Consider the following 21445-nt stretch of genomic DNA (forward strand, 5'->3'; position numbering starts at 1 on the left):
AGCAGACATGACGCACACACCCGTAGACGCACCCCGGAGCGGGGCCGGTGACGCCCCGGTCGGCGCGCTCGCAGACCTCGCCATCATCGGATCCGGCTCGGGGAACACGCTCGTCACCCCGTTCTGGGAGGGCCGACGCGTGGTCATCGCCGAGTCCGGCGTGTTCGGGGGGACCTGCCTGAACGTCGGCTGCATTCCCACCAAGATGTTCGTGCGTCCCGCGACGCTGGCACGCTCCCCAGAGGAAGCGGCCCGGCTCGGGGTGACCCTTCACACGGAGGGCGTCGACTGGCCCGCGATCCGCGACCGGATCTTCGGGCGCATCGATCCGATCTCGGCTTCGGGGGAACGATACCGGCGCGATGAGCAGCCCCACGTCGAACTGATCTCGCAGCGGGTGCGGCTCGACGGCACCCACGCGATCGTGGCGGAGGACGGTACTCGGGTGGCCGCCCGGCAACTCGTGATCGCCGCTGGCTCGCGGCCGGTGATCCCGGACGTGCCGGGGATCGAGCTGCCCGAGGTACACACCTCGGAGACGGTGATGCGCCTCCCGGAGCTCCCGACGCGCGTGCTCGTGATCGGCGGCGGCGCCATCGCGAGCGAGTTCGCCTCGATCTTCTCGGGCCTCGGGTCCGAGGTGATCCAGGTGCATCGGCGCGGGCGGCTCCTGTCGCACGCGGAGACGGAGATCGCGGAGCGCTTCACCGAGGCGGTCGGGCGGCGCTGGGATCTGCGTCTCAATAGCGCGGTGCGGCGGATCGACCCGGCGGCCGACGGGGACGGGGTCGTCGTCGAGTTGAAGGCGGCGCTGGACGGCGCAGACGCGGGGGCCGGATCCGGCACCGCGGGTGGCGCGGAGGTCGCGGGGCCCGGCAGCGCGGGTGAGCGCGTGCAGGTCGACGTGGTGCTCGTCGCGATCGGACGTCGGCCCAACTCCGATCTCGTCGGGGCAGCCGAGGCCGGGCTCGATCTGCACCCCGACGGCCGGATCGCGGTGGACGCTGAGCAGCGGGTGCTCGCGGGCGGGGCGCCCGTCCCCGGGCTCTACGCGCTCGGTGACGTGTGCACTCCGTTCAAGCTGAAGCACGTGGCAAACCACGAGGCGCGGGTCGTGGCGCACAACCTGGAGCATCCCGAGGATCTGCGCGCGGCACGCCACGAGGCGGTCCCGGAGGCGATCTTTAGCGCGCCCGAGGTTGCGACCGTGGGGGAGACGGAGGCCGAGGCTGCCGCCCGGATCGGAGCGGAGCACGTCACCGCGTTCACCCAGCAGTACGGGGACACTGCCTACGGCTGGGCGCTCGAGGACACGGAAGGGCTGTGCAAGGTGATCGCGGATCGCCGGGATGGCCGGGTGCTCGGCGCGCACATCGTGGGGCACGAGGCGTCAATGCTGATCCAGCTCCCGGTGATGGCGATGAGCTTCGGAATCGACGCCCACACCGCGGCGCGCGGGCAGTACTGGCCGCACCCCTCCCTCATGGAGGTCGTTGAGAACGCCCTCCTCGGGCTCGACGTGCCCCGCGGCGACCGCCCACCGCTCTGAGCGGCCCGAGGGCGCTCCGGGTGCAGGGTGGCCCGCGCCGCGCTCCACGTGCGTCCGGCCTGCCCCGGCCGCGCCCAAACGTAGGCAATGTATCGAGCGCGATGCAAATATCGTCGAAAACGGCTCATGTCAGATAAAAAGCGTCAGTTTGGGTGGGGCAGGGGCCGGGGCTGGGGGCGGGGCCGGGAACGGGACCGGGACCGGGACCCGGGCCAGAGGCAGATCAGCGCGTGGCCGGGGCCCTGCCCGAAACCCGGCCCCGAGGCGTACAGTGGGCGCATGGGGACCAGAGCGGAGACCATCGAGTTTCTCACCGACCAGCTCAGCGCACTTCCGAGCCTGCGCACACGTCGCATGTTCGGGGAGTACGGGGTGTACTGTGACGACAAGATTGTCGCCCTCGTATGCGATGACACCCTGTTCGTGAAGCCGACCGAGGCCGGGCGCGCGTACCTGGGGACGCCGGAGGAGGCACCCGCCTACCCGGGGTCTAAGCCCTACTTCAAGGTCGACGGCGACCGCTGGGAGGACCGCGACTGGCTGGCGGGCCTCATCGACTGCACCGCGGCGGAGCTCCCCGTGCCGAAGCCAAAGCCCGCGCGCAAGCCGAAGAAGTAGGTGCCGGGCGCCGGGCACGACCAGGGGCCTTGCCGAGCGCGCGCCCACACCGAGGCAATTTCGTGAGACTGAGCCTTTTTCGGCGGAGAACGGCACCGTTTGGATAATTTGCCTCGGGGAGGGCGGGCCGGGCTGGGCCGGGAGCCAGACGAACCGGGGGGCCGGGCGGGCCGGGCGGGCCGGGTGAGCCGGGAGCCTGGCTAGCCGCGGGCGCGGAGCGCGGGGAACACGAAGTCGGTGTTCAACGGTGCCATATCCGCGCGAGCGACGGCGGGGTCGATCCACTCGATGCGTTCGATCTCGGCCTGCGCCTCGGCCGACTCTGCGCCGGGCACGAGCGGATGCTCGAACACCGCGGCCTCGACGACGAAGCCGGGCTCGTTCGCCGCCGTCGCGCGGAACACGCCCAGATCGGTGAGCTGTGCCGGATCGAGCGCGAGGCCGAGCTCCTCGGACACCTCACGCACCGCGGTGGCACGGGGATCCTCGCCCGCCTCCGGCTTTCCGCCCGGCAGCATGAAGCTCGCGGTGCCGCGCTTGCGCACGTTCAGCACACGCCCCTCAGCGTTGCGCATCACCACGGCGCTGACCCGGATCACGCGGGGCTCCGGGGAACCCGCGGCAGTCGGTGTGGACGAAAGAGACGAAAGTGACGAAAGAGACGCTGGGTTCGGATCGGTGCTCACCCGTCGAGTGTAACGCCGCCGGGTGCCGGGCTACCCCTCGGCCGCGGCGTACCCCGGGGCCGGGGGAAGCCCGAAGAACTCCTCCAACGTGGAGATCCCGGTGCGCTGCATCTCCTGTGCGAGCTCGGGGCCCACGTAGCGGAAGTGCCACGGCTCCGGAGTGAAGCCGGTCACCGACTCCTTGCCCGCCGGGTACCGCACCACGAAGCCGTGCTCCGCGGCGTGCGCGCCGAGCCACGCCCCCGCGGGGGTCTCCCCGAAGCATGCCGCGAGGTAGCAGTCGCCGAAGTCGTCGAGATCGATCACGAGTCCGGTTTGATGCTCGGAGTGCCCGGGCCGGGCCGAGTACGTGTCCGCCGCGGCCTGCCCGTCGCGCTCCACGTAGCGGTCGTAGAGCGAGACCTGCGTCGCGTAGTCCCGGTACGCGCTGATGATGCGCACCGTGTGGCCCGCCCCGGCGGCGGCCCCGAGGAACGCTTCTGCGGCGCGCGCCGCGGGTTCTCGCAGAGGTTGTGCGAACTCGTTCTCCACGCCGACGGGCATGTCGAGATCGGCGGGCGCCCAATCCGCGGGGGAGAGCGGGCGCAGCTTGTTGCTCACGACCCAGAGTGACGCGGGATCGTCGAGGGAATGCGCCGAGCGGTCAAACTCGGGCTCAGGCGGGGTCGGAGTCTGCGTGGGCGCGGGGGTCGCGCTCGCCGCAGCCGACGGCTCGGAGGATGCGGGTGCGGGTGCCGCGGGCTCCGGGGCACAGGCAACGAGCCCGCCCCCGAGCGCGACGGCGAGCCCGCAGGCCACCACGAATGAGCTGCGGAATCGGGGGTGGGACATGCTGCCAGCCTACGGGCTTGCGCCGGATCCCGGGCCAGGGCGACCGGCTAGGCTGGCCGCATGACCGACGCACCCGAGCCCCGGCGCCGACTGTCCCGCCACACCCGGTTGACGATCACGATCTGTGTGACGGCGCTGCTCCTCGCTGGGGCCGGAACGGCGCTGGCGCTGTGGCTGCCGGGAAACGCCGCGCAGGATCCGGCACCGACCGAGAGCGCCGCCCCCGAGCCGAAGCCCGAGCCGACGACGTCGCCCACCCCGGCCCCCACGGAGCGCGCCCCGCAGCCGGTGCGCATGATCGCCATGGGCGACATGCTGCCGCACGATTCCGTGAACGCGAACGCCGTGGCGGCGGACGGCAGCGTGAGCTTCGCCCCGTTCTTCGCCGGCATTCAGTCGCAGCTCGACGCCGCGGATGTCACCTTCTGCAATCAGGAGGTGCCGAGCGCCGGCGTCGACTTCGGGATCAGCGGCTACCCGACGTTCAACACCTACACCGAGTTTGCGCGGGATCTCCGCGAGGGCGTGGGGTGTGACCTCGTGAACACGGCGACGAACCACACCGCGGACAAGGGCGCGGCCGGGATCGCGGCGACCCGGGAGGCGTGGGACGGCCTGGCCCCGGCGGTGGTCGCGGGCGCGAATCGCTCCGCGGAGGAACAGCGGACCGTGCCGATCTTCGAGCAGGACGGCATGAAGATCGCGTTCGTGGCCTTCGCCGAGTATTCGAACGCGCCGATCGACGGGGTATCCCTGAACATTATGGGCGACACCGCGCTCGTCACGGAGCTCATGACGCAGGCGCGCGCGAACGCCGACGTGGTGATCGTGTCCGCGCACTGGGGCACCGAGGACTCGCACGAGGTCAACGACGCCCAGCGGGCGTTTGCGAAGCAGGTGGCGGATCTCGGTGCCGACGTGGTGATCGGTACGGGCCCGCACGTGCTGCAACCGGTGAACTGGGTGGATCGTGCGGACGGCGGCCGCACCCTCGTCTGGTATTCGATCGGCAACATGCTGAACACGCAGCTCGAGCTGGATCAGCGCACGGGCGTGATCGCCGGCTTTGAGCTGGCCCGGGACGAGGCCGGCACGGTGCAGGTCGCGAACCCCACGGCGCTGCTCACGTACATGCACTACGACTGGAGCGCCGAGCAGGAGGCCGCGAACGACTTGATGGCGCGGAACACCCTCTCGATCACCCCGCTCGCCGCCTCGGACGAGCTGCTGCAGCGCACGCGCTTCGGGGTGACGGCGATGGATCAGGTGGCCGCCTCCATCGCGGTCCTCGGCCCCGACGTGGCGGTGATCTCGGAATAGCGCGGGCGGGCTACGCCTCCGCGCCGGTATCGGCGGAGAGCGTGCCGTAGGCCGCGGCCGCGAGGCGGTCCCCGATGACGGGGAACTCGCCCCGTACCGCGGTGACCAGCGCGGGATCCACGTCGACCACGACCACCTCTTCGGCGTCGCCGCACTCGGCGAGCACGCGGCCCGCGGGATCCACGATCCGGCTGTGCCCGCCGAGTTCGACGCCACCCTGCACGCCGCAGGCATTGACGGCGACGACCCACAGCTGATGCTCGATCGCGCGCGCTTGGGTGAGTACTCGCCAGTGCTCCCGCCGCGCGGCCGGCCACGCGGCGGGCACGATCACGGCCTCGGCACCCCGCACGCTCATCTCCTGCCAGAGCCCCGGGAAGCGCAGGTCGTAGCAGGTGATGCTCGCTGTCGCGCCGAGCGGGCTCGGGGCGACGCTCAGCGTCGATCCGGCGGTCAACAGTTCCGCTTCGAGCGACTGGTAGCCGAAGACGTGGATCTTCCGGTACGTCTGCGTGATCTTGCCGTCCGCCCCCACGAGCACCGCGGTGTTGTGGAGCGTGCCCTCGGGGCTGCGCTCCACGATGCTGCCGAGGTGGATCGCCGCCCCCAGCTCGCGCGCGAGGCGGCGGATCATGGTGACCGTGGGGCCGTCCAGAGTCTCTGCCAGCTCGGCGTAGCGCTCGAACGCGAAGTAGCCCGCGCTCCACAGCTCGGGCAGCACGTAGAGATCCGCGCCAGGGTGCTGGCGCAGGAGCTCCGCGACGCGGTCGATGCGCGCCTCCCGGGATTCGTGCTCGGGGCTCGCGACCTGGACGAGGGCGATCCGGCGTGCAGGGGACTGAGACGAGACGGAGACCATGCCCCCACCATACTCAGCACTGAGCGGCGGATCCACGGAAACATACGGCAGAATGGCACCATGAGCATCGACACCGCCGAACTGCCTGAGCCCGAGGGTCCCGAGGATCGGCCCGCACCGGCCGGGAATCCCGGCTGGCTCAGTCAGGACGAGCTCGACTTTGTGCGCGGCCGCTTGCCGATCCTGTACGTCGAGGCGGTGCCGGTGCGACTCGACGGGCTCGGTCAGGTCACCGAGGTCGGCCTGCTGCTGCGGAGCACCCCGGAGGGGCGCATGACCCGCGCGTTCGTGTCGGGGCGCGTCCGCTTCGGCGAGCCCCTGCGCGAGGCCCTGTTCCGTCACTTGGAGGACGATCTCGGGCCGATGGCGTTCCCGCAGATGCCGACCGAGCTGCGGCCGGTACAGGTGGCTGAGTATTTCCCGATGCCCGGGATTTCCGCATTCGTCGACGAGCGCCAGCACGCGGTGTCGCTCGTGTACGTGGTGCCCGTGACCGGGACGTGCAATCCGCGCCAGGACGCGCTCGAGGTGACGTGGATGTCGCCGGAGGAAGCGCTCTCCCCGGACACCCTCGACGAGTTCATCGGTGGTCGCGGCGCGCTGCTGCGCCAGGCCCTCGCGGGGGTGGGCTGCTAGCGCCGCTGCCAGCTGATCGCGTGCCGAGCCGAGTACCCCCGCGCGCACTTCGCGCAGGAACTCGCGCGGGTGGGGGCCCGGAACCGGTAGTGTTCGTGCCCCGCGGGGCAGCGCCCGATCCAGGGGGCGCTCTCGTGGGCGATCTCGCCGGTGTGCGTGCGGCCGCCGACGTACCCGAGCTCGGCGGCGACGCGTTTCCACGCGGGGCCGTGCCCCGCGGCGGATCCTGCGATCGCGTGGGCGACCTCGTGCAGCAGGACCTGATGGATCTCGTCGTCGTCGAACTTCTCGGCAAGGTATCGGGAGACGGTGATCCGGTGCTCCGTATAGTTACACAGCCCGGCCCGGCGCTTGGCCCGGTCGAAGCCGAAGCTCCAGACCGCTGGATCGAGGTGGAGGCGGATCAGGGCGTCCGCCCACACGCGCACCCGCGCGAGTTCAGCCACGCTCGAACAGCTCCCGAGCGGGCGCGGGGGAGTCGACCGCGGTCGCGTCGGTGACGGCGCGAGATCCGCGCGTGAGCTCCGCGAACTCCCGGCCGACGAGCATGCGTGCCGGATGGGGGCCGCCCGCGAGCAGACGCGGCAGCCAGTCGAGCGACTCCAGATCGTCGTCGGACGCGACAAACACGACGTTCCCGAAGCGCCGGCCCTTGATCACCTGCGGCTCCGCGATCGCGGCGACCGAGCCGAAGAGCTGGTCCAGTGTGGCGGCCTGGCCGCGCACAAACGGGAGCCCCGCGCCATCGGCGGCGTTGACGACCACGAGCCCGCCGGGCGCGAGGAGCGGGCGGATCAGCTCGTAGAACTCGACACTGGAAACGTGGGCGGGCGTCTGCGCGCCCGCGAAGATGTCGACCACCACGAGGTCCATCGCGCCGCGCATCCCGTCCGGCAGCTTCCCGAGCACCGCCCGGGCGTCGCCGCGGCGCACGCGGATGCTGGCGCGCTTCGGCAGCGGGGCCGCCGCGCGCACGAGGTCGACGAGATCGCCCTCGAGTTCGACGATCTGCTGTCGGCTCCCGGGCCGTGTGGCCTCCACGTAGCGAGGGAGCGTGAACGCGCCGCCGCCCAGGTGCAGCGCGGAGATCGGCTGCCCCGGTGCACGGAACAGGTCGATGACGTGGCCGATCCGGCGGATGTATTCGAAGAATAGCTCGCTCGGATCGCTCAGGTGCACGTGCGATTGGGGGGTGCCGTCCACCAGCAGCTGGATCGCGCCGGGAACCCAGCGATCCACCTCAAACTCGGCGGTCAGGCCGGAGCTGAGGGTAATCGGCTCGGGGAGATTCACGCCCGCGCCCTAGCCGCGTGCCAGGCCGAGCTCGTCGATCTTGCGCTGCAGATCCGCGTTCGAGGGCTCGACCTGGTGGCTCCGGTCGGGATAGAGAATCACCGGGATGTTGGTGCGCCCACTGATGTCTTTCGCGACGTCCGCGGCGGCCGGATCCTGCACGAGGTCGACGTAGCGGTACTGCACGCCGGCACGATCGAACACGAGCTTCGCACGGCGGCAGTCGCCGCACCAGTCCGCGCCGAACATGACGGTTTCCGTGGCCGCGTCGGTCTCCGCGGGAGCCGGCTCGGTGGGCGTAGAATCAGCGATTTCGGTCATGCCGTCATGATACGCCGCGGGCAGGCGGTGCGGATCCCGCCCGCCGCGAACTGTGGATATCTCGGAACCAGAAGCGCCGGGAGAGCACCGCGACGCACACGCCGAGCAGCGCCCCCGCGGTGACATCGGTGGCCCAGTGGACGTGGAGCGCGGTCCGGCTCCACATCATGAGCGCGATCCACGCGATGGCCAGGGCCCACGCCCAGCGCGCGGCGGCGCGGGGCAGCTCGTCCGCGGCGGACACCACGAGGGCGAGCGATACGACGAGCGCGGCCGCCCCGAGCGAGTGACCCGACGGGAACGAGCTCCCGGACGAGGAATATAGCTGATCCCAGGGGCGCGGCCGCAGCACCACGGCCTTGAGGAGCTCGGATATTCCGACGCCGAGCACCATCGCCGTGGCGACGGCCGCCGCGTCGCGGGGCCGGCGGAGCGCGAGCAACAGTGCGATTGCGATCGCGGCACAGGCGGCCGCCCCGATACCGCCGCCGATTTCGGCCGCGAAGACGGACACGGCAAACGGGGCCGACCCGCGGCTGAGCCCGGCGACCCCGTGCCACCACTCGTCGGGGCCGAGTGCCCCGATCGGGCCCGGCAGGATGAACCGCATGAGGAGCCCTGCGGCCACCACCACGGCGATTCCCGCGATGGCCCAGGGGGTCGCGGCGCGCACGCGTGCTGCAGTGCGCGTGCTGGGGGAAACGTGCGGTGCCATTTCCCCACGATAGCCGGAGCGCGGTCTAGGTTCCGGGGAAATTCGTGTGGGGTGCCGGCGGGGTGACAAAGGGATCGGCGAGCTGGGACGCGGGGACGCCGGCGATCCTGGCGGCCGCGTAGCCATTCAGCGTCGTCCACAGCCAGTCCTCCCGGAAACGCGCATCGACGTAGAGCAGCCCGATTGCGGTGTTGGCGACCATCGCCCCGAACGCGCCGACCGCGAAGACCGGCACGCTCCCGATGATTCCGGGAAGCAGCGCTGCGGTCATGTCTGCGGGACTCGTGGGGGAGGAAAGCACGCCGACGACCACGATGATGAACATGAGGACCGCGCCGACGACGCCACAGGCCAGGCTGATCACCAGTTGAGTGCCAGCGATCCGCCAGACGCGTCCCCGAGTCAGCTCCCACGAGCGGCGAAGCGCGTGACGCACGGTGGTCCTCTCGAACACGACGACGCCCGAGGCGAGCTGCAGCCGGAACGTGAGCCACAGGAAGGGAACGCCCAGCCCGGCGGCGATCACGAAGGACACCGGCACCGCGATGACCGCGGCGAGCATCGCATTCGCGGAGCTGAACAGGGCCATGAACGCCAGCGCCATGACGCCCGTGACCAGGATCGCGAACGCCACACCCGCGCCGAAGAACACGAGGTTGACCAGCAGGAGCCGCGTCCCGGAAACCCGCAGCAGCCGCCAGAGCTCGGCGCTCGTGGCGCGATCGCCCAGCAGGGCCACACGCAGATGATGCAGGGCGAACCCCTGGGCGATCACCTGCGCGCCGAGGGCGGCGATGAGCTGCAGGAGGAGGGCTCCCAGGTAGGGTCCGACGAGGGAACCGTCGATCCCGCCCGGGCTCATCCCATCGAGCCCCGCTGCCGATTGGGCGAGCGCGGCGAGAGTTCCAGCGCCGAGGTTCACCGCCCACACGATCACACCAGCCACGGCGAGCAACGGCACGGGGTTCTTCCAGACGAGAGAGAACGACTGCCCCAGAACCGCGCCGAAATCGAGGGGATTGAACCGGGCGGGCTGGGACGGTCCGGGGAGCCGGTGTTCCGGCTCGGGAACCTCGGAACGGGCGTCGGTCACTCCTGCGATACCTCCTCGACACGTCGGCTGCGGCCCTTCCAGCCTGTCAGGGGTGCGGGACCCGCACAAGGGAGTGCGGCGTCGGGGGTGTGAAAGAACATCTGATCTGCGCTGGACATCGTTCTCGGGCGGTGGTAAAGTCGACAGTTGCACTACGGACACTTGTGTGCCCGCAAATAGCGGTGGGCCCCGGGAGCTGGCGTGAAAACGCAGATGAGCCTCGAATTCGTGTTTCGGTAGCTACGCACACTCTCGCAAGACCAGGTCAACCGGCCCGACGGGGCCCACGGAGGTAGTTTCCTTGGCTGCTGCGCGCAACGCATCGTCATCCACCCAACCGAAGAACGGCCGCGATCATCAGCGCCTGTCCTTCGCCAAAATTTCCGACACGCTGTCGGTGCCGAACCTGCTGGCACTGCAGCTCGAGAGCTTCGACTGGCTCGTCGGCAACGATGTCTGGAAGGAGCGCGTCGTCGAGGCTCAGGCCGCGGGACGCGACGACATCGCACTGAAGAGCGGTCTGGAGGAGATCTTCGACGAGATCTCCCCGATCGAGGACAACGCTGGCACCATGCAGCTGTCCTTCGAGAACCCGATTCTCGACGAGCAGAAGTTCACCATCGAGGAGTGCAAGGAGCGCGGCAAGACGTACGCGGCTCCGCTGTACGTCGAGGCGGCGTTCTACAACACCGAGACGCAGGTGCTGAAGAGCCAGACGGTCTACATGGGCGATTTCCCCATCATGACCGACAAGGGCACCTTCATCATCAACGGCACCGAGCGCGTCATCGTGTCGCAGCTGGTCCGGAGCCCGGGCGTCTACTTCGACCGCACCCAGGAGAAGACCTCCGATAAGGACGTCTTCACCGCTCGCGTGATCCCGAGCCGCGGTGCGTGGCTCGAGTTCGAGGTCGACAAGCGCGACCAGGTCGGCGTGCGTATCGACCGCAAGCGTAAGCAGTCGGTCACGGTCTTCCTGAAGGCCCTCGGCATGACGAGCGAGGAGATCCTCGAGGAGTTCGCCGGTTACGAGTCGATCGCGCTCACCCTTGAAAAGGACGGCATCCTCACGCAGGAGGAAGCGCTCAAGGACATCTACCGCAAGCAGCGTCCGGGCGAGCAGGTGGCGATCGAGGCCGCGCGCGCGCTCCTCGACAACAGCTACTTCAACGAGAAGCGCTACGACCTCGCCAAGGTGGGTCGCTACAAGATCAACCGCAAGCTCGGCATCGACGCGCCGATCACCGACTCGGTGCTCTCGCTCGAGGACATCGTCGCGACGATCAAGTACCTCGTGGGCCTCCACGCCGGCACCGAGAAGCTCCCCGGCGTCCGCGACGGCGAGATCATCGACATCCGCCTGGACACCGACGATATCGACCACTTCGGGAACCGTCGTATCCGCGCCGTGGGCGAGCTCATCCAGAACCAGGTCCGCACGGGCCTGAGCCGCATGGAGCGCGTGGTCCGCGAGCGTATGACGACGCAGGACATCGAGGCGATCACGCCGAACACCCTGATCAACACGCGTCCCGTGTTGGCCGCGATCAAGGAGTTCTTCGGCACCTCGCAGCTGTCGCAGTTCATGGATCAGAACAACCCGCTCGCGGGTCTGACCAACAAGCGCCGTCTGTCCGCGCTGGGCCCGGGCGGTCTGTCCCGTGACCGCGCAGGCGTCGAGGTGCGAGACGTGCACCCCTCGCACTACGGCCGCATGTGCCCCATTGAGACCCCGGAAGGCCCGAACATTGGTCTGATCGGCGCGCTCGCAACCTTTGCGCGGATCAACGCGTTCGGCTTCATCGAGACGCCGTACCGCCGCGTCATCGAGGGCAAGGTCACGGACGAGGTCAACTACCTCACCGCGCACGAGGAGGACGAGTACCTCATCGCGCAGGCCGGGGCCCCGCTCACGAAGGACGGCAAGTTCTCCGAGAAGCAGGTCCTCGCCCGTCCCCGTGGCTCCGAGGTGGTCCTCGTCGACGCTGAGCGCGTCGACTACATGGACGTCTCGCCGCGCCAGATGGTGTCGGTCGCGACCTCGCTGATCCCGTTCCTCGAGCACGACGATGCAAACCGCGCCCTCATGGGTGCCAACATGCAGCGTCAGGCCGTGCCGCTCGTCCGCTCCGAGTCGCCCGTGGTGGGCACCGGTATGGAGGGGTACGCCGCCATCGACGCGGGCGACGTGGTCACCGCCGCGAAGTCCGGTGTGATCGCTGACGTTTCGGCTGACGTCGTCACCATCCAGGAGGATGAGGGCGGCACGAAGAGCTACTTCATGCGCAAGTTCGACCGCTCCAACCAGGGCACGAACTACAACCACCGCGTGATCGTCAAGGCCGGCGATCGCATCGAGGCCGGCGAGGTCATCGCCGACGGCCCCGCGACGGAGAACGGCGAGCTCGCGCTCGGCAAGAACCTCCTCGTGGCGTTCATGTCCTGGGAGGGTCATAACTTCGAGGACGCGATCATCCTGAGCCAGAACCTGGTGAAGGACGACACGCTCTCCTCGATCCACATCGAGGAATACGACATCGATGCCCGCGACACCAAGCTCGGCAAGGAGGAGATCACCCGTGATCTCCCCAACGCGAGCATGGAGGCGCTGAAGGACCTCGACGAGCGCGGCATCATCCGCATCGGCGCCGAGGTGTCGCCCGGCGACATCCTCGTCGGCAAGGTCACGCCGAAGGGCGAGACCGAGCTGTCGGCCGAGGAGCGCCTGCTCCGCGCGATCTTCAACGAGAAGAGCCGCGAGGTGCGCGACACGTCCCTGAAGGTGCCGCACGGCGTCTCGGGCACGGTCACGTCCGTCAAGGTCTTCGACGCGGAGAACGACAACGACGACGAGCTCGGCTCGGGCGTCAACCAGCGCGTCGTGGTCTACATCGCTCAGAAGCGTAAGATCACCGAGGGCGACAAGCTTGCCGGCCGTCACGGCAACAAGGGCGTCATCTCGAAGATCCTCCCGGTCGAGGACATGCCGTTCCTCGCGGACGGGACCCCGGTCGACGTGATCCTGAACCCGCTGGGCATCCCCGGTCGAATGAACTTCGGCCAGGTGCTCGAGGTCCACCTCGGCTGGATCGCGAAGCAGGGCTGGAAGGTCGAGGGGACGCCGGAGTGGGCTGCGAAGCTGTCGCAGCAGGCACTCGAGGCTGCCCCGAACACGAAGGTCGCGACCCCCGTGTTCGACGGTGCGTCCGAGGCGGAGATCGCCGGTCTGCTGGATTCCACGCTGGAGACCCGCGACGGTGAGCGCCTGATCGATTCGAGCGGCAAGACCCGCCTGTTCGACGGCCGTTCCGGCGAGCCCTACCCGTACCCGATCGCGGTCGGCTACATGTACATCCTGAAGCTGCACCACCTGGTCGACGACAAGATCCACGCGCGTTCGACCGGTCCGTACTCCATGATCACGCAGCAGCCGCTGGGTGGTAAGGCGCAGTTCGGCGGACAGCGTTTCGGTGAGATGGAAGTGTGGGCGCTCGAGGCCTACGGCGCGGCATACGCGCTGCAGGAGCTCCTCACGGTCAAGTCCGACGACATCCTCGGCCGCGTGAAGGTCTACGAGGCGATCGTCCGCGGCGAGAACATCCCGGAGCCGGGTGTGCCCGAGTCGTTCCGCGTCCTGCTCAAGGAAATGCAGTCGCTCTGCCTGAACGTCGAGGTGCTCGGTGCGGACGGTAACGCCGTCAGCCTGCGTGACAACGATGACGAGGCCCACCGCACGGCAGAAGAACTGGGGATTAACCTCTCCAGCCGCTTCGAGACGTCGTCGATCGACGACATCTAAGCCGCCCCAGACGTTTAGCTACCAAGGAGAACATTTTGCTCGAGGGTACGAGTTTCAATGAGCTGCAGATCCGTCTGGCGACCGCTGACGACATCCGCAGCTGGTCATTCGGCGAGGTCAAGAAGCCGGAGACCATTAACTACCGCACGCTGAAGCCCGAGAAGGACGGTCTGTTCGGCGAGCAGATCTTCGGTCCGAGCCGGGACTGGGAGTGCGCGTGTGGCAAGTACAAGCGCGTCCGCTACAAGGGCATCGTCTGCGAGCGGTGTGGGGTTGAGGTCACGAAGTCCTCGGTGCGCCGTGAGCGCATGGGCCACATCGAGCTGGCCGCGCCGGTCACGCACATCTGGTACTTCAAGGGCGTCCCGTCGCGCCTGGGCTACCTGCTCGACATGGCGCCGAAGGACCTCGAGAAGGTCATCTACTTCGCGGCGTACATGATCATCGACATCGATGAAGAGGGCCGTCACGAGGATCTCGCTGAGCTTGAGGCCGAGCTGCGGCTCGAGCTGAAGGCGCTCGAGGACCAGCGCGACATCCAGATCGCTCAGCGCCAGCAGCAGGCCGAGACCGACCTGGCCGCACTGGAAGCCGAAGGGGCGAAGGCCGATCAGCGCCGCCGCGCCGAGGCCTCGGCTGAGAAGGAAATGACCGCGATCCGCAAGGGCTTCGACGACGACATCGCTCGTCTGCAGCGCGTGTGGGAGGACTTCCGCAACCTGAAGGTGGGCGACCTCAAGCCCGAGGACGCCGTCTTCGCTGACCTCATGGACCGCTACGGCGATTACTTCGAGGCGTACATGGGTGCCGAAGCCATCAAGAAGCGCCTGGAAGCCTTCGACCTGGAGGCTGAGGCGGAGACGCTGCACCTGCAGATCTCCGAAGGCAAGGGCCAGAAGAAGATCCGCGCGATCAAGCGCCTGAAGGTCGTCAGCGCCTTCCTGCAGACCGGGGCAAGCCCGGCCGCGATGGTGCTCGACGTGGTCCCGGTGATCCCGCCGGAGCTGCGTCCGATGGTGCAGCTCGACGGTGGCCGCTTCGCGACCTCGGATCTGAACGATCTGTACCGCCGTGTGATCAACCGCAACAACCGCCTCCGCCGCCTGCTCGATCTCGGTGCCCCCGAGATCATCGTGAACAACGAGAAGCGCATGCTGCAGGAAGCCGTGGACGCGCTGTTCGACAACGGCCGCCGCGGCCGCCCCGTGACGGGCACCGGCAACCGCGCGCTGAAGTCCCTGAGCGACATGCTCAAGGGCAAGCAGGGTCGCTTCCGTCAGAACCTGCTCGGCAAGCGCGTCGACTACTCCGGCCGTTCGGTCATCGTGGTCGGCCCGCAGCTGAAGCTGCACCAGTGTGGCCTGCCGAAGCAGATGGCGCTCGAGCTGTTCAAGCCGTTCGTGATCAAGCGCCTCATGGATCTGTCGCACGCGCAGAACGTGAAGGCCGCAAAGCGCATGGTGGAGCGCGCGCGCTCCGAGGTCTGGGACGTGCTCGAGGAGATCATCCGCGAGCGCCCCGTGCTGCTCAACCGTGCACCGACCCTGCACCGCCTCGGCATCCAGGCGTTCGAGCCGCAGCTCGTGGAGGGCAAGGCGATCCAGCTGCACCCCCTCGTGTGTGCCGCGTTCAACGCCGACTTCGATGGCGACCAGATGGCAGTGCACCTGCCGCTGTCGGTCGAGGCTCAGGCCGAAGCACGCGTGCTGATGCTCGCGTCGAACAACATCCTGAAGCCGTCGGACGGCCGCCCGGTGACCCTGCCCTCGCAGGACATGATCATCGGCCTGCACCACCTCACCACCATCAAGCCGGACTCGGTCGGCACCGGCCGTGCCTTCGGCTCGGTGGCCGAGGCGATCCTCGCGATGGACGAGGGCAGCCTGGATCTGGGTGCACAGGCCCGGATCCGCCTGACCGGGTACACCGATGCGCAGGGCGTCACCCACGACAAGCCCGTGCTCGTCGAGACCTCGCTCGGCCGCGCCCTCTTCAACGAGGCGCTGCCCGCGGACTACGTGTACTTCGAGGCGGTCGCCGACAAGAACACGCTGTCCGGCCTGGTCAACGACCTCGCGGAGCGGTACCCGAAGGTGGAGGTCGCGGCAACGCTCGACCGCATCAAGGACGCCGGCTTCTACTGGGCTTCGCGCTCGGGCGTGACCGTTGCGCTCTCCGATATCGTGACCCCGGCCAACAAGGGCGAGATCATCGCGGAGCACGAGAAGCGCGCCGCGAAGGTTCAGCGCGACTACGACCGCGGCATGATCCAGGACAGCGAGCGGCACAAGGCGCTCACCGAGATCTGGACGGAGGCGACCGACGAGGTGGCCGCCGCGATGCGCGAGTCGTTCCCCGCGGACAACACCATCTTCCGGATGGTGTCCTCGGGTGCTCGTGGTAACTGGCTGCAGATCCGAAACATCGCGGGTATGCGTGGCCTGGTGTCGAACCCGAAGGGCGAGATCATCCCCCGCCCGATCATCAACTCGTACCGCGAGGGCCTGTCGGTGGCGGAGTACTTCATCGCGACCCACGGTGCGCGTAAGGGTCTGGCCGATACCGCTCTGCGTACCGCCGACTCCGGGTACCTGACCCGTCGTCTGGTGGACGTCTCGCAGGACGTCATCATCCGCGAAGAGGACTGTGGCACGCGCCGTGGCCTCGACCTCCCGATCGCTGCACCGGACGCCAACGGCGTGCTGGTCGGCGACGAGAACGTCGAGAACTCGGTCTACGCCCGGACGCTCGCCGCGGACGCGGTCGCCCCGGACGGCACCGTTGTGGCGTCGGCGGGCGAGGACGTCGGCGACGTGCTCATCGAGAAGCTCATCGCCGGTGGCGTCATCGAGATCAAGGTCCGCTCGGTCCTGACCTGTGAGTCGGCAGTCGGCGTCTGCGCCACCTGCTACGGCCGTTCGCTCGCGACCGGTCAGCGCGTCGACATCGGCGAGGCCGTCGGCATCATCGCGGCACAGTCGATTGGTGAGCCCGGTACCCAGCTGACGATGCGTACGTTCCACACGGGTGGTTCGGCATCGGCTGACGACATCACGCAGGGTCTGCCCCGCGTGCAGGAGCTCTTCGAAGCGCGTACCCCGAAGGGTGCGTCCCCGATCGCCGAGGCCGCCGGCCGCGTCACGATCGAGGACACCGAGAAGAGCCGTCGCATCCTCCTGATGCCGGACGACGGCACCGAGGAGAAGGCGTACCCCGTCCTGAAGCGTGCCACCCTGCTCGTCGCAGACGGTGACCACGTCGAGCTCGGCCAGCCGTTCCTCGCCGGAACGCTTGACCCGAAGGACATCCTGCAGGTCGGTTCCACCGAGAACGGGAAGCACATCCCGGGTGAGCGCGCCGTGCAGAAGTACCTCGTTGAGGGCGTGCAGGGCGTGTACCGCTCGCAGGGCGTGCCGATCCACGATAAGCACATCGAGGTCATCGTGCGCCAGATGCTGCGCAAGGTCACCGTCGTCGATCACGGCGAGACCGAGCTGCTCCCGGGCGAGCTCGTCGACCGGGCGCGCTACCAGCGCATCAACCGTGAGGCGATCCTCGAGACCAAGCGTGCCGCAACGGCTCGTCCCGAGGTCATGGGTATCACCAAGGCGTCGCTCGCGACCGAGTCGTGGCTGTCGGCGGCCTCCTTCCAGGAGACCACCCGCGTGCTCACCCAGGCGGCGATGGAGGGATCGAAGGATCCGCTCATCGGTCTGAAGGAGAACGTCATCATCGGTAAGCTCATCCCGGCTGGTACGGGGCTGAGCACCTACCGCGACGTCACCGTCGAGGCGACCGAGGAAGCGAAGGCGGAGCGGTACCCGAACCGCCTGTTCGCGACCGAGGGCACCTTCGATGAGAACGACCTCTCGTTCGTGGACTTCGACAGCTTCACGGCTGACGAGTTCAACCCGGGGAACTACAGCTAGGGCCTCGGCCCGGCTCCGTCCCGGAGCCTGAAGCGGGCGCTCGCACTTCGGTGCGGGCGCCCGCTTCTGCATTGTGCGAGGATGAGAACGGCGGCATTTAGCCGATTCCGGGCGCGTAGCCCCGACAAACCCCGGGCAAGGTTGTACTGTGGCGGCACAGAGAGTGTGTTCGGCGATCCTGAGCCCGAGCACGAACGAGAGGTGCAGCGATGAGCGAAGAGCGCGAGACGCCCCCAGCGCGGGCCGCCGAAACGCCGGAACCCGGCGAAGCCCCCGGAGCGCCCGTCGAGGAAACCCTGGCGAGCGACACCGAGGTGCTCCGCGCGGTCGAACGCGCGCGGGAGGCCGACGCGAGCGCGGAGGTCGCCGGCGCGGAACCCACGACGCCGGGCGCGGACGACGCGGCACCCGGTGCGGCGGCCGACGCCGAGAGCGCGGAACAGGCACGCCGCGAGGCCATCGCCGCGGTGGACACACAGCTCGACATGGCACCCGCCACCACCCCGGTCACCGCTGAGCCCGCCCCGAGCTTCGACGATCTTCCCAGCGCCGCGAACCCCGTGGCCGCCGACCCGACTGCGGTACTCGGTGCCGCCTTGCCGCCGGCCCGCGACGGAGAGATCCGGATCAGCGCCGATCATCCGATGGCGGCGCTCTATATGCAGACGCCGATGCCGCCCGAGATTCGGGGCAACCGCGGCGCGGGGATCCTGATTTCGCTGCTCGCCACGGTGGTGTTTGCCGCGCTGTACCTGGGTGCGATCGCGCTCTGGATCGCGCCGGACTTCCCGCCGTCACAGTTCCTCGACGCCGGGCTGATGCCCTGGCTCACCTCGTGGTTGTTTATCGTCCCGACGGCCGCGTTCTTCGTGGCGCTCTCGCTGCTCGTGCTGATCGTCGGCCGGGCCGGCTGGTGGGCCTACGTGCTGGGCGGGTTCTTCGTGGCGGTGGTGGTGGCGGCCGCGGCGGCCGTGACGATCAGCCTCGCGGGGACCCCGTACGCGACGCCGCAGGACATGCTCCCGGGCTTCCGGTTCGGGATCGCGACGCTCCCCGAGATGGTGCATCGCTTCGCCATGACCACCCCGGTGATCGCTGCGGCGCTTCTCGCCCGCGAGGTGTCGATCTGGTTCGGCGCCTGGATCGGGGCTCGCGGACGTCGCATGAAGCTCCGCAACGCGGAGGCGCTCGCCGAGTACGAGACCGCCCTCGCCGAGGCACAGGTCACGCAGCCATGAGTGGGGGCCCCCGCCGCGGGGTCACCCGCGGGTACGTGGGGGCCCTGATCCTCGCCGCAGCGATCGTTGCGGCGGCGCTGCTGATCGCGGCGTGGGGCACGCTGTCCCTGCTGCTGGATCGTGACCCCGTGAGCAGCCCGGAGGTCTCGCGGCTCGTCGGCCCGGCACTCGTGTTCCTGGCGCTGGGGCTGCTCGCCGGATCGCTCTGGTTGCAGAGCCTGATCCTGCTGCGCGGGCAACGTGGCCCGGCGTGGGGGCACATCATCGGCACGGCCGGGGCGGCGTATCTGCTGTGGTCCGGCGGGGGCTTCCTCGCGGGCATGACGCTCGAGGAAACGATCCTGAGCCCGTTCGGCGCGGCGATTCCGGTGATCTGGCTCGTCGTGGGCCTCCTGTACTGGGCCGTGTTGATGCGCCGGGTGTACACCGATCGGCCGCCACCCCGCTGGCCCTGGGAACGCGACGAGGACGCCGCGTAATGGCCGCCGGGGCGATCGAGGACCGGGTGAGCGTCGCCGTGGACGCCTGGCTCCGCTGGGTGCCGAGCTGGCGTCCCGGGAGCCATCGCGGCCGTGCGCGGCTGTGCCGGCGCTGCACGGGATCGCCCCTCATCATTGCCGCCGGCCTGCCCGGCGGCGTGCCGCATCAGGTGATCCACGCGCTCCTGTCGCGGATGCACCGGATCATCGACCGGCGCGTCGACGAGTTCACCGAGGCCGAACTCCCCGCCCTGCACGCCGAGCTCGCCACCGAGGAAGTGTGGCGCGCGGGCGGCTACGACCCGGGTGCCGGCCTCGCCCCCGAGTACGACGGCATGGACCCGGATCCGGAGCCGGGGGACTCCTCGCAGCCGTTCCTCTTCACGCTGAGCGGTCTCGCGGCGGAGAGTCAGGGCGCGCCGCCGCTGCCACGGCCCCCGCTGAGCGCGGAGGAGAAACAGCAGTTGCGCGCCGAGGTCGCGCGCGCGGGCGAGTTCGCGGAGTCCTGCGGCCGCGAGGTCTGTTTCGCGCTCGTGGGACACCGGGATCGGATTACCGCGGCCATCGACCGGTTCGTGGAGCCGCAGATCGAGGCGCTGCTCAGCGAGCTCAGCGAGGGGCTCGAACCGCCGAGCTGAGCCCAGGCCTGTCTGCCCGCCAGGCTGCCCCGCACTGCCCGCCAGAGGCGCGGCAGTGCAGGGCAAGGCAGCGCATGACTAGCCGGCCGGCGCGACCGGCTTCTTCGGGATGAGCAGGATAAACACCGCGGCGAGGACGGCGACGGCGCCAAAGGTGATGAAGTTCCACTCCACGCCGACGGCCATCGCGGCAAGCCAACCGCCGACGAGCGGTCCCGCGATCGCGCCGATGCGGGCGAAGCTGAGCGCCCACCCGGTTGCGGTCCCGCGCATCGTGGCCGGGTAGTAGTCGGTGATGTACCCCGTGAGGATCAGCGAGGTGGAGATCGATCCGACCCCGGAGATCCCCACGAGGATGAGGTTCAGCGTCATGGTGCCCGGGAACATCAGCAACAGGCAGGCGACGCCGCCGAGCAGGTACCAGACCACGAGCACCCGCTTCGGGCCGAATCGGTCAGCGAGCCAGCCGAGCACCAGGCCGCCGACGGCGGCCGAGAGGCTGAATACGAGGAGGAAAGCGAGCGCCGGGCCCAGCTCGTACCCGGCCTCGCGCATGATGGACGGCAGCCACGAGTTCAGGCCGTACACGAGGAGTAGCCCGCAGAACAGCGCGATCCAGAGCGTCAGGGTCGAGCGCAGGTGGCGCGGCGAAAAGAGCTGGAACAGGATCACGTGCCAGGGGACCGCGGTGCCCGGGGTGGCGGCCTCGGGAATCGCCGGGTGGTACGGCGTGATCCGGAGCCGAGCCGCGAGCGCGCGCGCCTGCTCGTGCCGGCCCCGGTTCTCGAGCGATTCGAGCGACTCCGGGAGCAGCCGCGCGATGAGGGGCAGCAGGATGACGGGCAGAGCTCCCAAGCCGACGACCCAGCGCCAACCGAGGCCGGGCAAGAGGAGCATCGCGACGATCGCGGAGACGACGATGCCGAGCGAGTACCCGGAGTACATGATCCCGTAGTTCAGCGAGCGCTTGTGCGGCGGCGAGAACTCGATGGTGAGGGCGGCCGCAACGGGGATGATGCCGCCCATGCCCAGGCCCCCCAGGAAGCGGAAGAACCCGAAGAGTTCGGGGCTCGGCGCGAGCGCGGCGCCGAGCTGCGTAACCGTGAAGATCGCGAGGGAGACGAGGAGCATTCGTTTCCGGCCCAGGCGGTCGCTGAGGGCGCCGATAAAGAGCGCACCGACGAGCATGCCCACGAGGGCCCAGGATGCAAGGCCGCCGAGTTCGATCGGCGTGAGCGCCCAGGCGCGTTCCTCGGCGATCGCCGGAAGTACGGCGCCGATGACGCCGACATCGTATCCCTCGGACAGGATCGCGATCCAGCAGGCGAAGAGGACCCATCGGGTCAGGGCCGGCGGGACCGGCCAGGGAAGCGGGGTGGAAGCCGGTGGCGCAGCGGCGCCACGCGGTGCGTGTTCGGACATCGGTGTCCCTTCTGGTGAG

At 69.2% G+C, this 21445-nt stretch carries 18 protein-coding genes; 9 read left to right on the forward strand and 9 right to left on the reverse strand.

Annotation, left to right across the window (positions count from 1 at the left end):
• Positions 1-7 precede the first annotated feature (7 nt).
• Both D3230_RS15445 and D3230_RS15450 read left to right on the forward strand, forming a co-directional pair.
• A complete protein-coding gene (locus tag D3230_RS15445; protein ID WP_202345951.1) occupies positions 8-1549 on the forward strand; it encodes a mycothione reductase in 1542 nt (513 codons plus the stop codon).
• 279 nt (positions 1550-1828) lie between these two features.
• A complete protein-coding gene (locus D3230_RS15450) occupies positions 1829-2167 on the forward strand; it encodes a TfoX/Sxy family protein (protein WP_202345952.1) in 339 nt (112 codons plus the stop codon).
• Between the two features lie 200 nt (positions 2168-2367).
• Here D3230_RS15450 and D3230_RS15455 read toward each other — a convergent pair whose 3' ends face one another.
• Positions 2368-2766, reverse strand: coding sequence for an NUDIX hydrolase (locus D3230_RS15455; protein ID WP_337249204.1), 399 nt, complete (start codon positions 2764-2766; stop codon positions 2368-2370).
• 117 nt (positions 2767-2883) lie between these two features.
• The gene (locus D3230_RS15460; RefSeq protein ID WP_202345953.1) at positions 2884-3684 is read right to left on the reverse strand and encodes a M15 family metallopeptidase; all 801 of its coding nucleotides are present in this window, start codon (positions 3682-3684) and stop codon (positions 2884-2886) included.
• A 60-nt stretch (positions 3685-3744) separates the two neighbouring features.
• Between D3230_RS15460 and D3230_RS15465 the strand changes: the two genes are divergently transcribed.
• The gene (locus tag D3230_RS15465) at positions 3745-5004 is read left to right on the forward strand and encodes a CapA family protein (protein ID WP_202345954.1); all 1260 of its coding nucleotides are present in this window, start codon (positions 3745-3747) and stop codon (positions 5002-5004) included.
• A gap of 10 nt (positions 5005-5014) precedes the next feature.
• On the opposite strand, the gene D3230_RS15470 is transcribed toward D3230_RS15465, so the two are convergent.
• Entirely contained in the window at positions 5015-5863 is an 849-nt protein-coding gene (locus D3230_RS15470) for a nitrilase-related carbon-nitrogen hydrolase (protein WP_202345955.1), read from the reverse strand.
• Between the two features lie 60 nt (positions 5864-5923).
• On the opposite strand from D3230_RS15470, the gene D3230_RS15475 reads away from it, so the two are divergent.
• Entirely contained in the window at positions 5924-6499 is a 576-nt protein-coding gene (locus D3230_RS15475; RefSeq protein ID WP_202345956.1) for an NUDIX hydrolase family protein, read from the forward strand.
• Here D3230_RS15475 and D3230_RS15480 read toward each other — a convergent pair.
• From D3230_RS15480 to D3230_RS16480, 5 genes are read right to left on the reverse strand one after another with little or no spacing between them, the layout of a single operon-like run.
• Positions 6496-6945, reverse strand: a complete 450-nt coding sequence (locus tag D3230_RS15480) for a SprT-like domain-containing protein (RefSeq protein ID WP_202345957.1) — start codon at positions 6943-6945, stop codon at positions 6496-6498. The two genes, D3230_RS15475 and D3230_RS15480, sit on opposite strands and share 4 nt — an antisense overlap.
• Positions 6938-7792 (reverse strand): fused MFS/spermidine synthase, encoded by an 855-nt coding sequence (locus tag D3230_RS15485; RefSeq protein WP_202345958.1) that lies wholly within the window; start codon positions 7790-7792, stop codon positions 6938-6940. The genes D3230_RS15480 and D3230_RS15485 overlap by 8 nt, the downstream gene beginning before the upstream one ends.
• 9 nt (positions 7793-7801) lie before the next feature.
• Positions 7802-8113, reverse strand: a complete 312-nt coding sequence (locus D3230_RS15490) for a glutaredoxin family protein (protein ID WP_202345959.1) — start codon at positions 8111-8113, stop codon at positions 7802-7804.
• A 4-nt stretch (positions 8114-8117) separates the two neighbouring features.
• Positions 8118-8828, reverse strand: a complete 711-nt coding sequence (locus tag D3230_RS15495) for a phosphatase PAP2 family protein (protein WP_202345960.1) — start codon at positions 8826-8828, stop codon at positions 8118-8120.
• A gap of 25 nt (positions 8829-8853) precedes the next feature.
• Complete coding sequence (locus D3230_RS16480; protein ID WP_202345961.1) at positions 8854-9921, reverse strand: glycerophosphoryl diester phosphodiesterase membrane domain-containing protein; 1068 nt, start codon at positions 9919-9921, stop codon at positions 8854-8856.
• Positions 9922-10222: 301 nt separating this feature from the next.
• Here D3230_RS16480 and rpoB point away from each other — a divergent pair, with 301 nt between their 5' ends.
• The 5 genes from rpoB to D3230_RS15525 all read left to right on the forward strand — a co-directional run bounded on the left by rpoB (position 10223) and on the right by D3230_RS15525 (position 20004).
• Positions 10223-13720, forward strand: a complete 3498-nt coding sequence (gene rpoB, locus D3230_RS15505) for a DNA-directed RNA polymerase subunit beta (protein WP_202345962.1) — start codon at positions 10223-10225, stop codon at positions 13718-13720.
• A 35-nt stretch (positions 13721-13755) separates the two neighbouring features.
• Complete coding sequence (locus tag D3230_RS15510) at positions 13756-17649, forward strand: DNA-directed RNA polymerase subunit beta' (protein ID WP_202345963.1); 3894 nt, start codon at positions 13756-13758, stop codon at positions 17647-17649.
• 209 nt (positions 17650-17858) lie between these two features.
• Positions 17859-18887, forward strand: coding sequence for an Asp23/Gls24 family envelope stress response protein (locus tag D3230_RS15515; RefSeq protein WP_202345964.1), 1029 nt, complete (start codon positions 17859-17861; stop codon positions 18885-18887).
• Complete coding sequence (locus D3230_RS15520) at positions 18884-19366, forward strand: hypothetical protein (protein ID WP_202345965.1); 483 nt, start codon at positions 18884-18886, stop codon at positions 19364-19366. The genes D3230_RS15515 and D3230_RS15520 overlap by 4 nt, the downstream gene beginning before the upstream one ends.
• Positions 19366-20004, forward strand: a complete 639-nt coding sequence (locus tag D3230_RS15525) for a spermidine/putrescine ABC transporter substrate-binding protein (RefSeq protein ID WP_202345966.1) — start codon at positions 19366-19368, stop codon at positions 20002-20004. The genes D3230_RS15520 and D3230_RS15525 overlap by 1 nt, the downstream gene beginning before the upstream one ends.
• Before the next feature lie 78 nt (positions 20005-20082).
• Here the strand turns inward: D3230_RS15525 and D3230_RS15530 are convergent, their stop codons facing one another.
• The gene (locus tag D3230_RS15530) at positions 20083-21426 is read right to left on the reverse strand and encodes an MFS transporter (RefSeq protein ID WP_202345967.1); all 1344 of its coding nucleotides are present in this window, start codon (positions 21424-21426) and stop codon (positions 20083-20085) included.
• Positions 21427-21445: the final 19 nt, after the last annotated feature.

Origin of the sequence: Leucobacter chromiireducens subsp. solipictus (assembly GCF_016758195.1) — a bacterium.
GTDB classification, from domain to species: domain Bacteria; phylum Actinomycetota; class Actinomycetes; order Actinomycetales; family Microbacteriaceae; genus Leucobacter; species Leucobacter solipictus.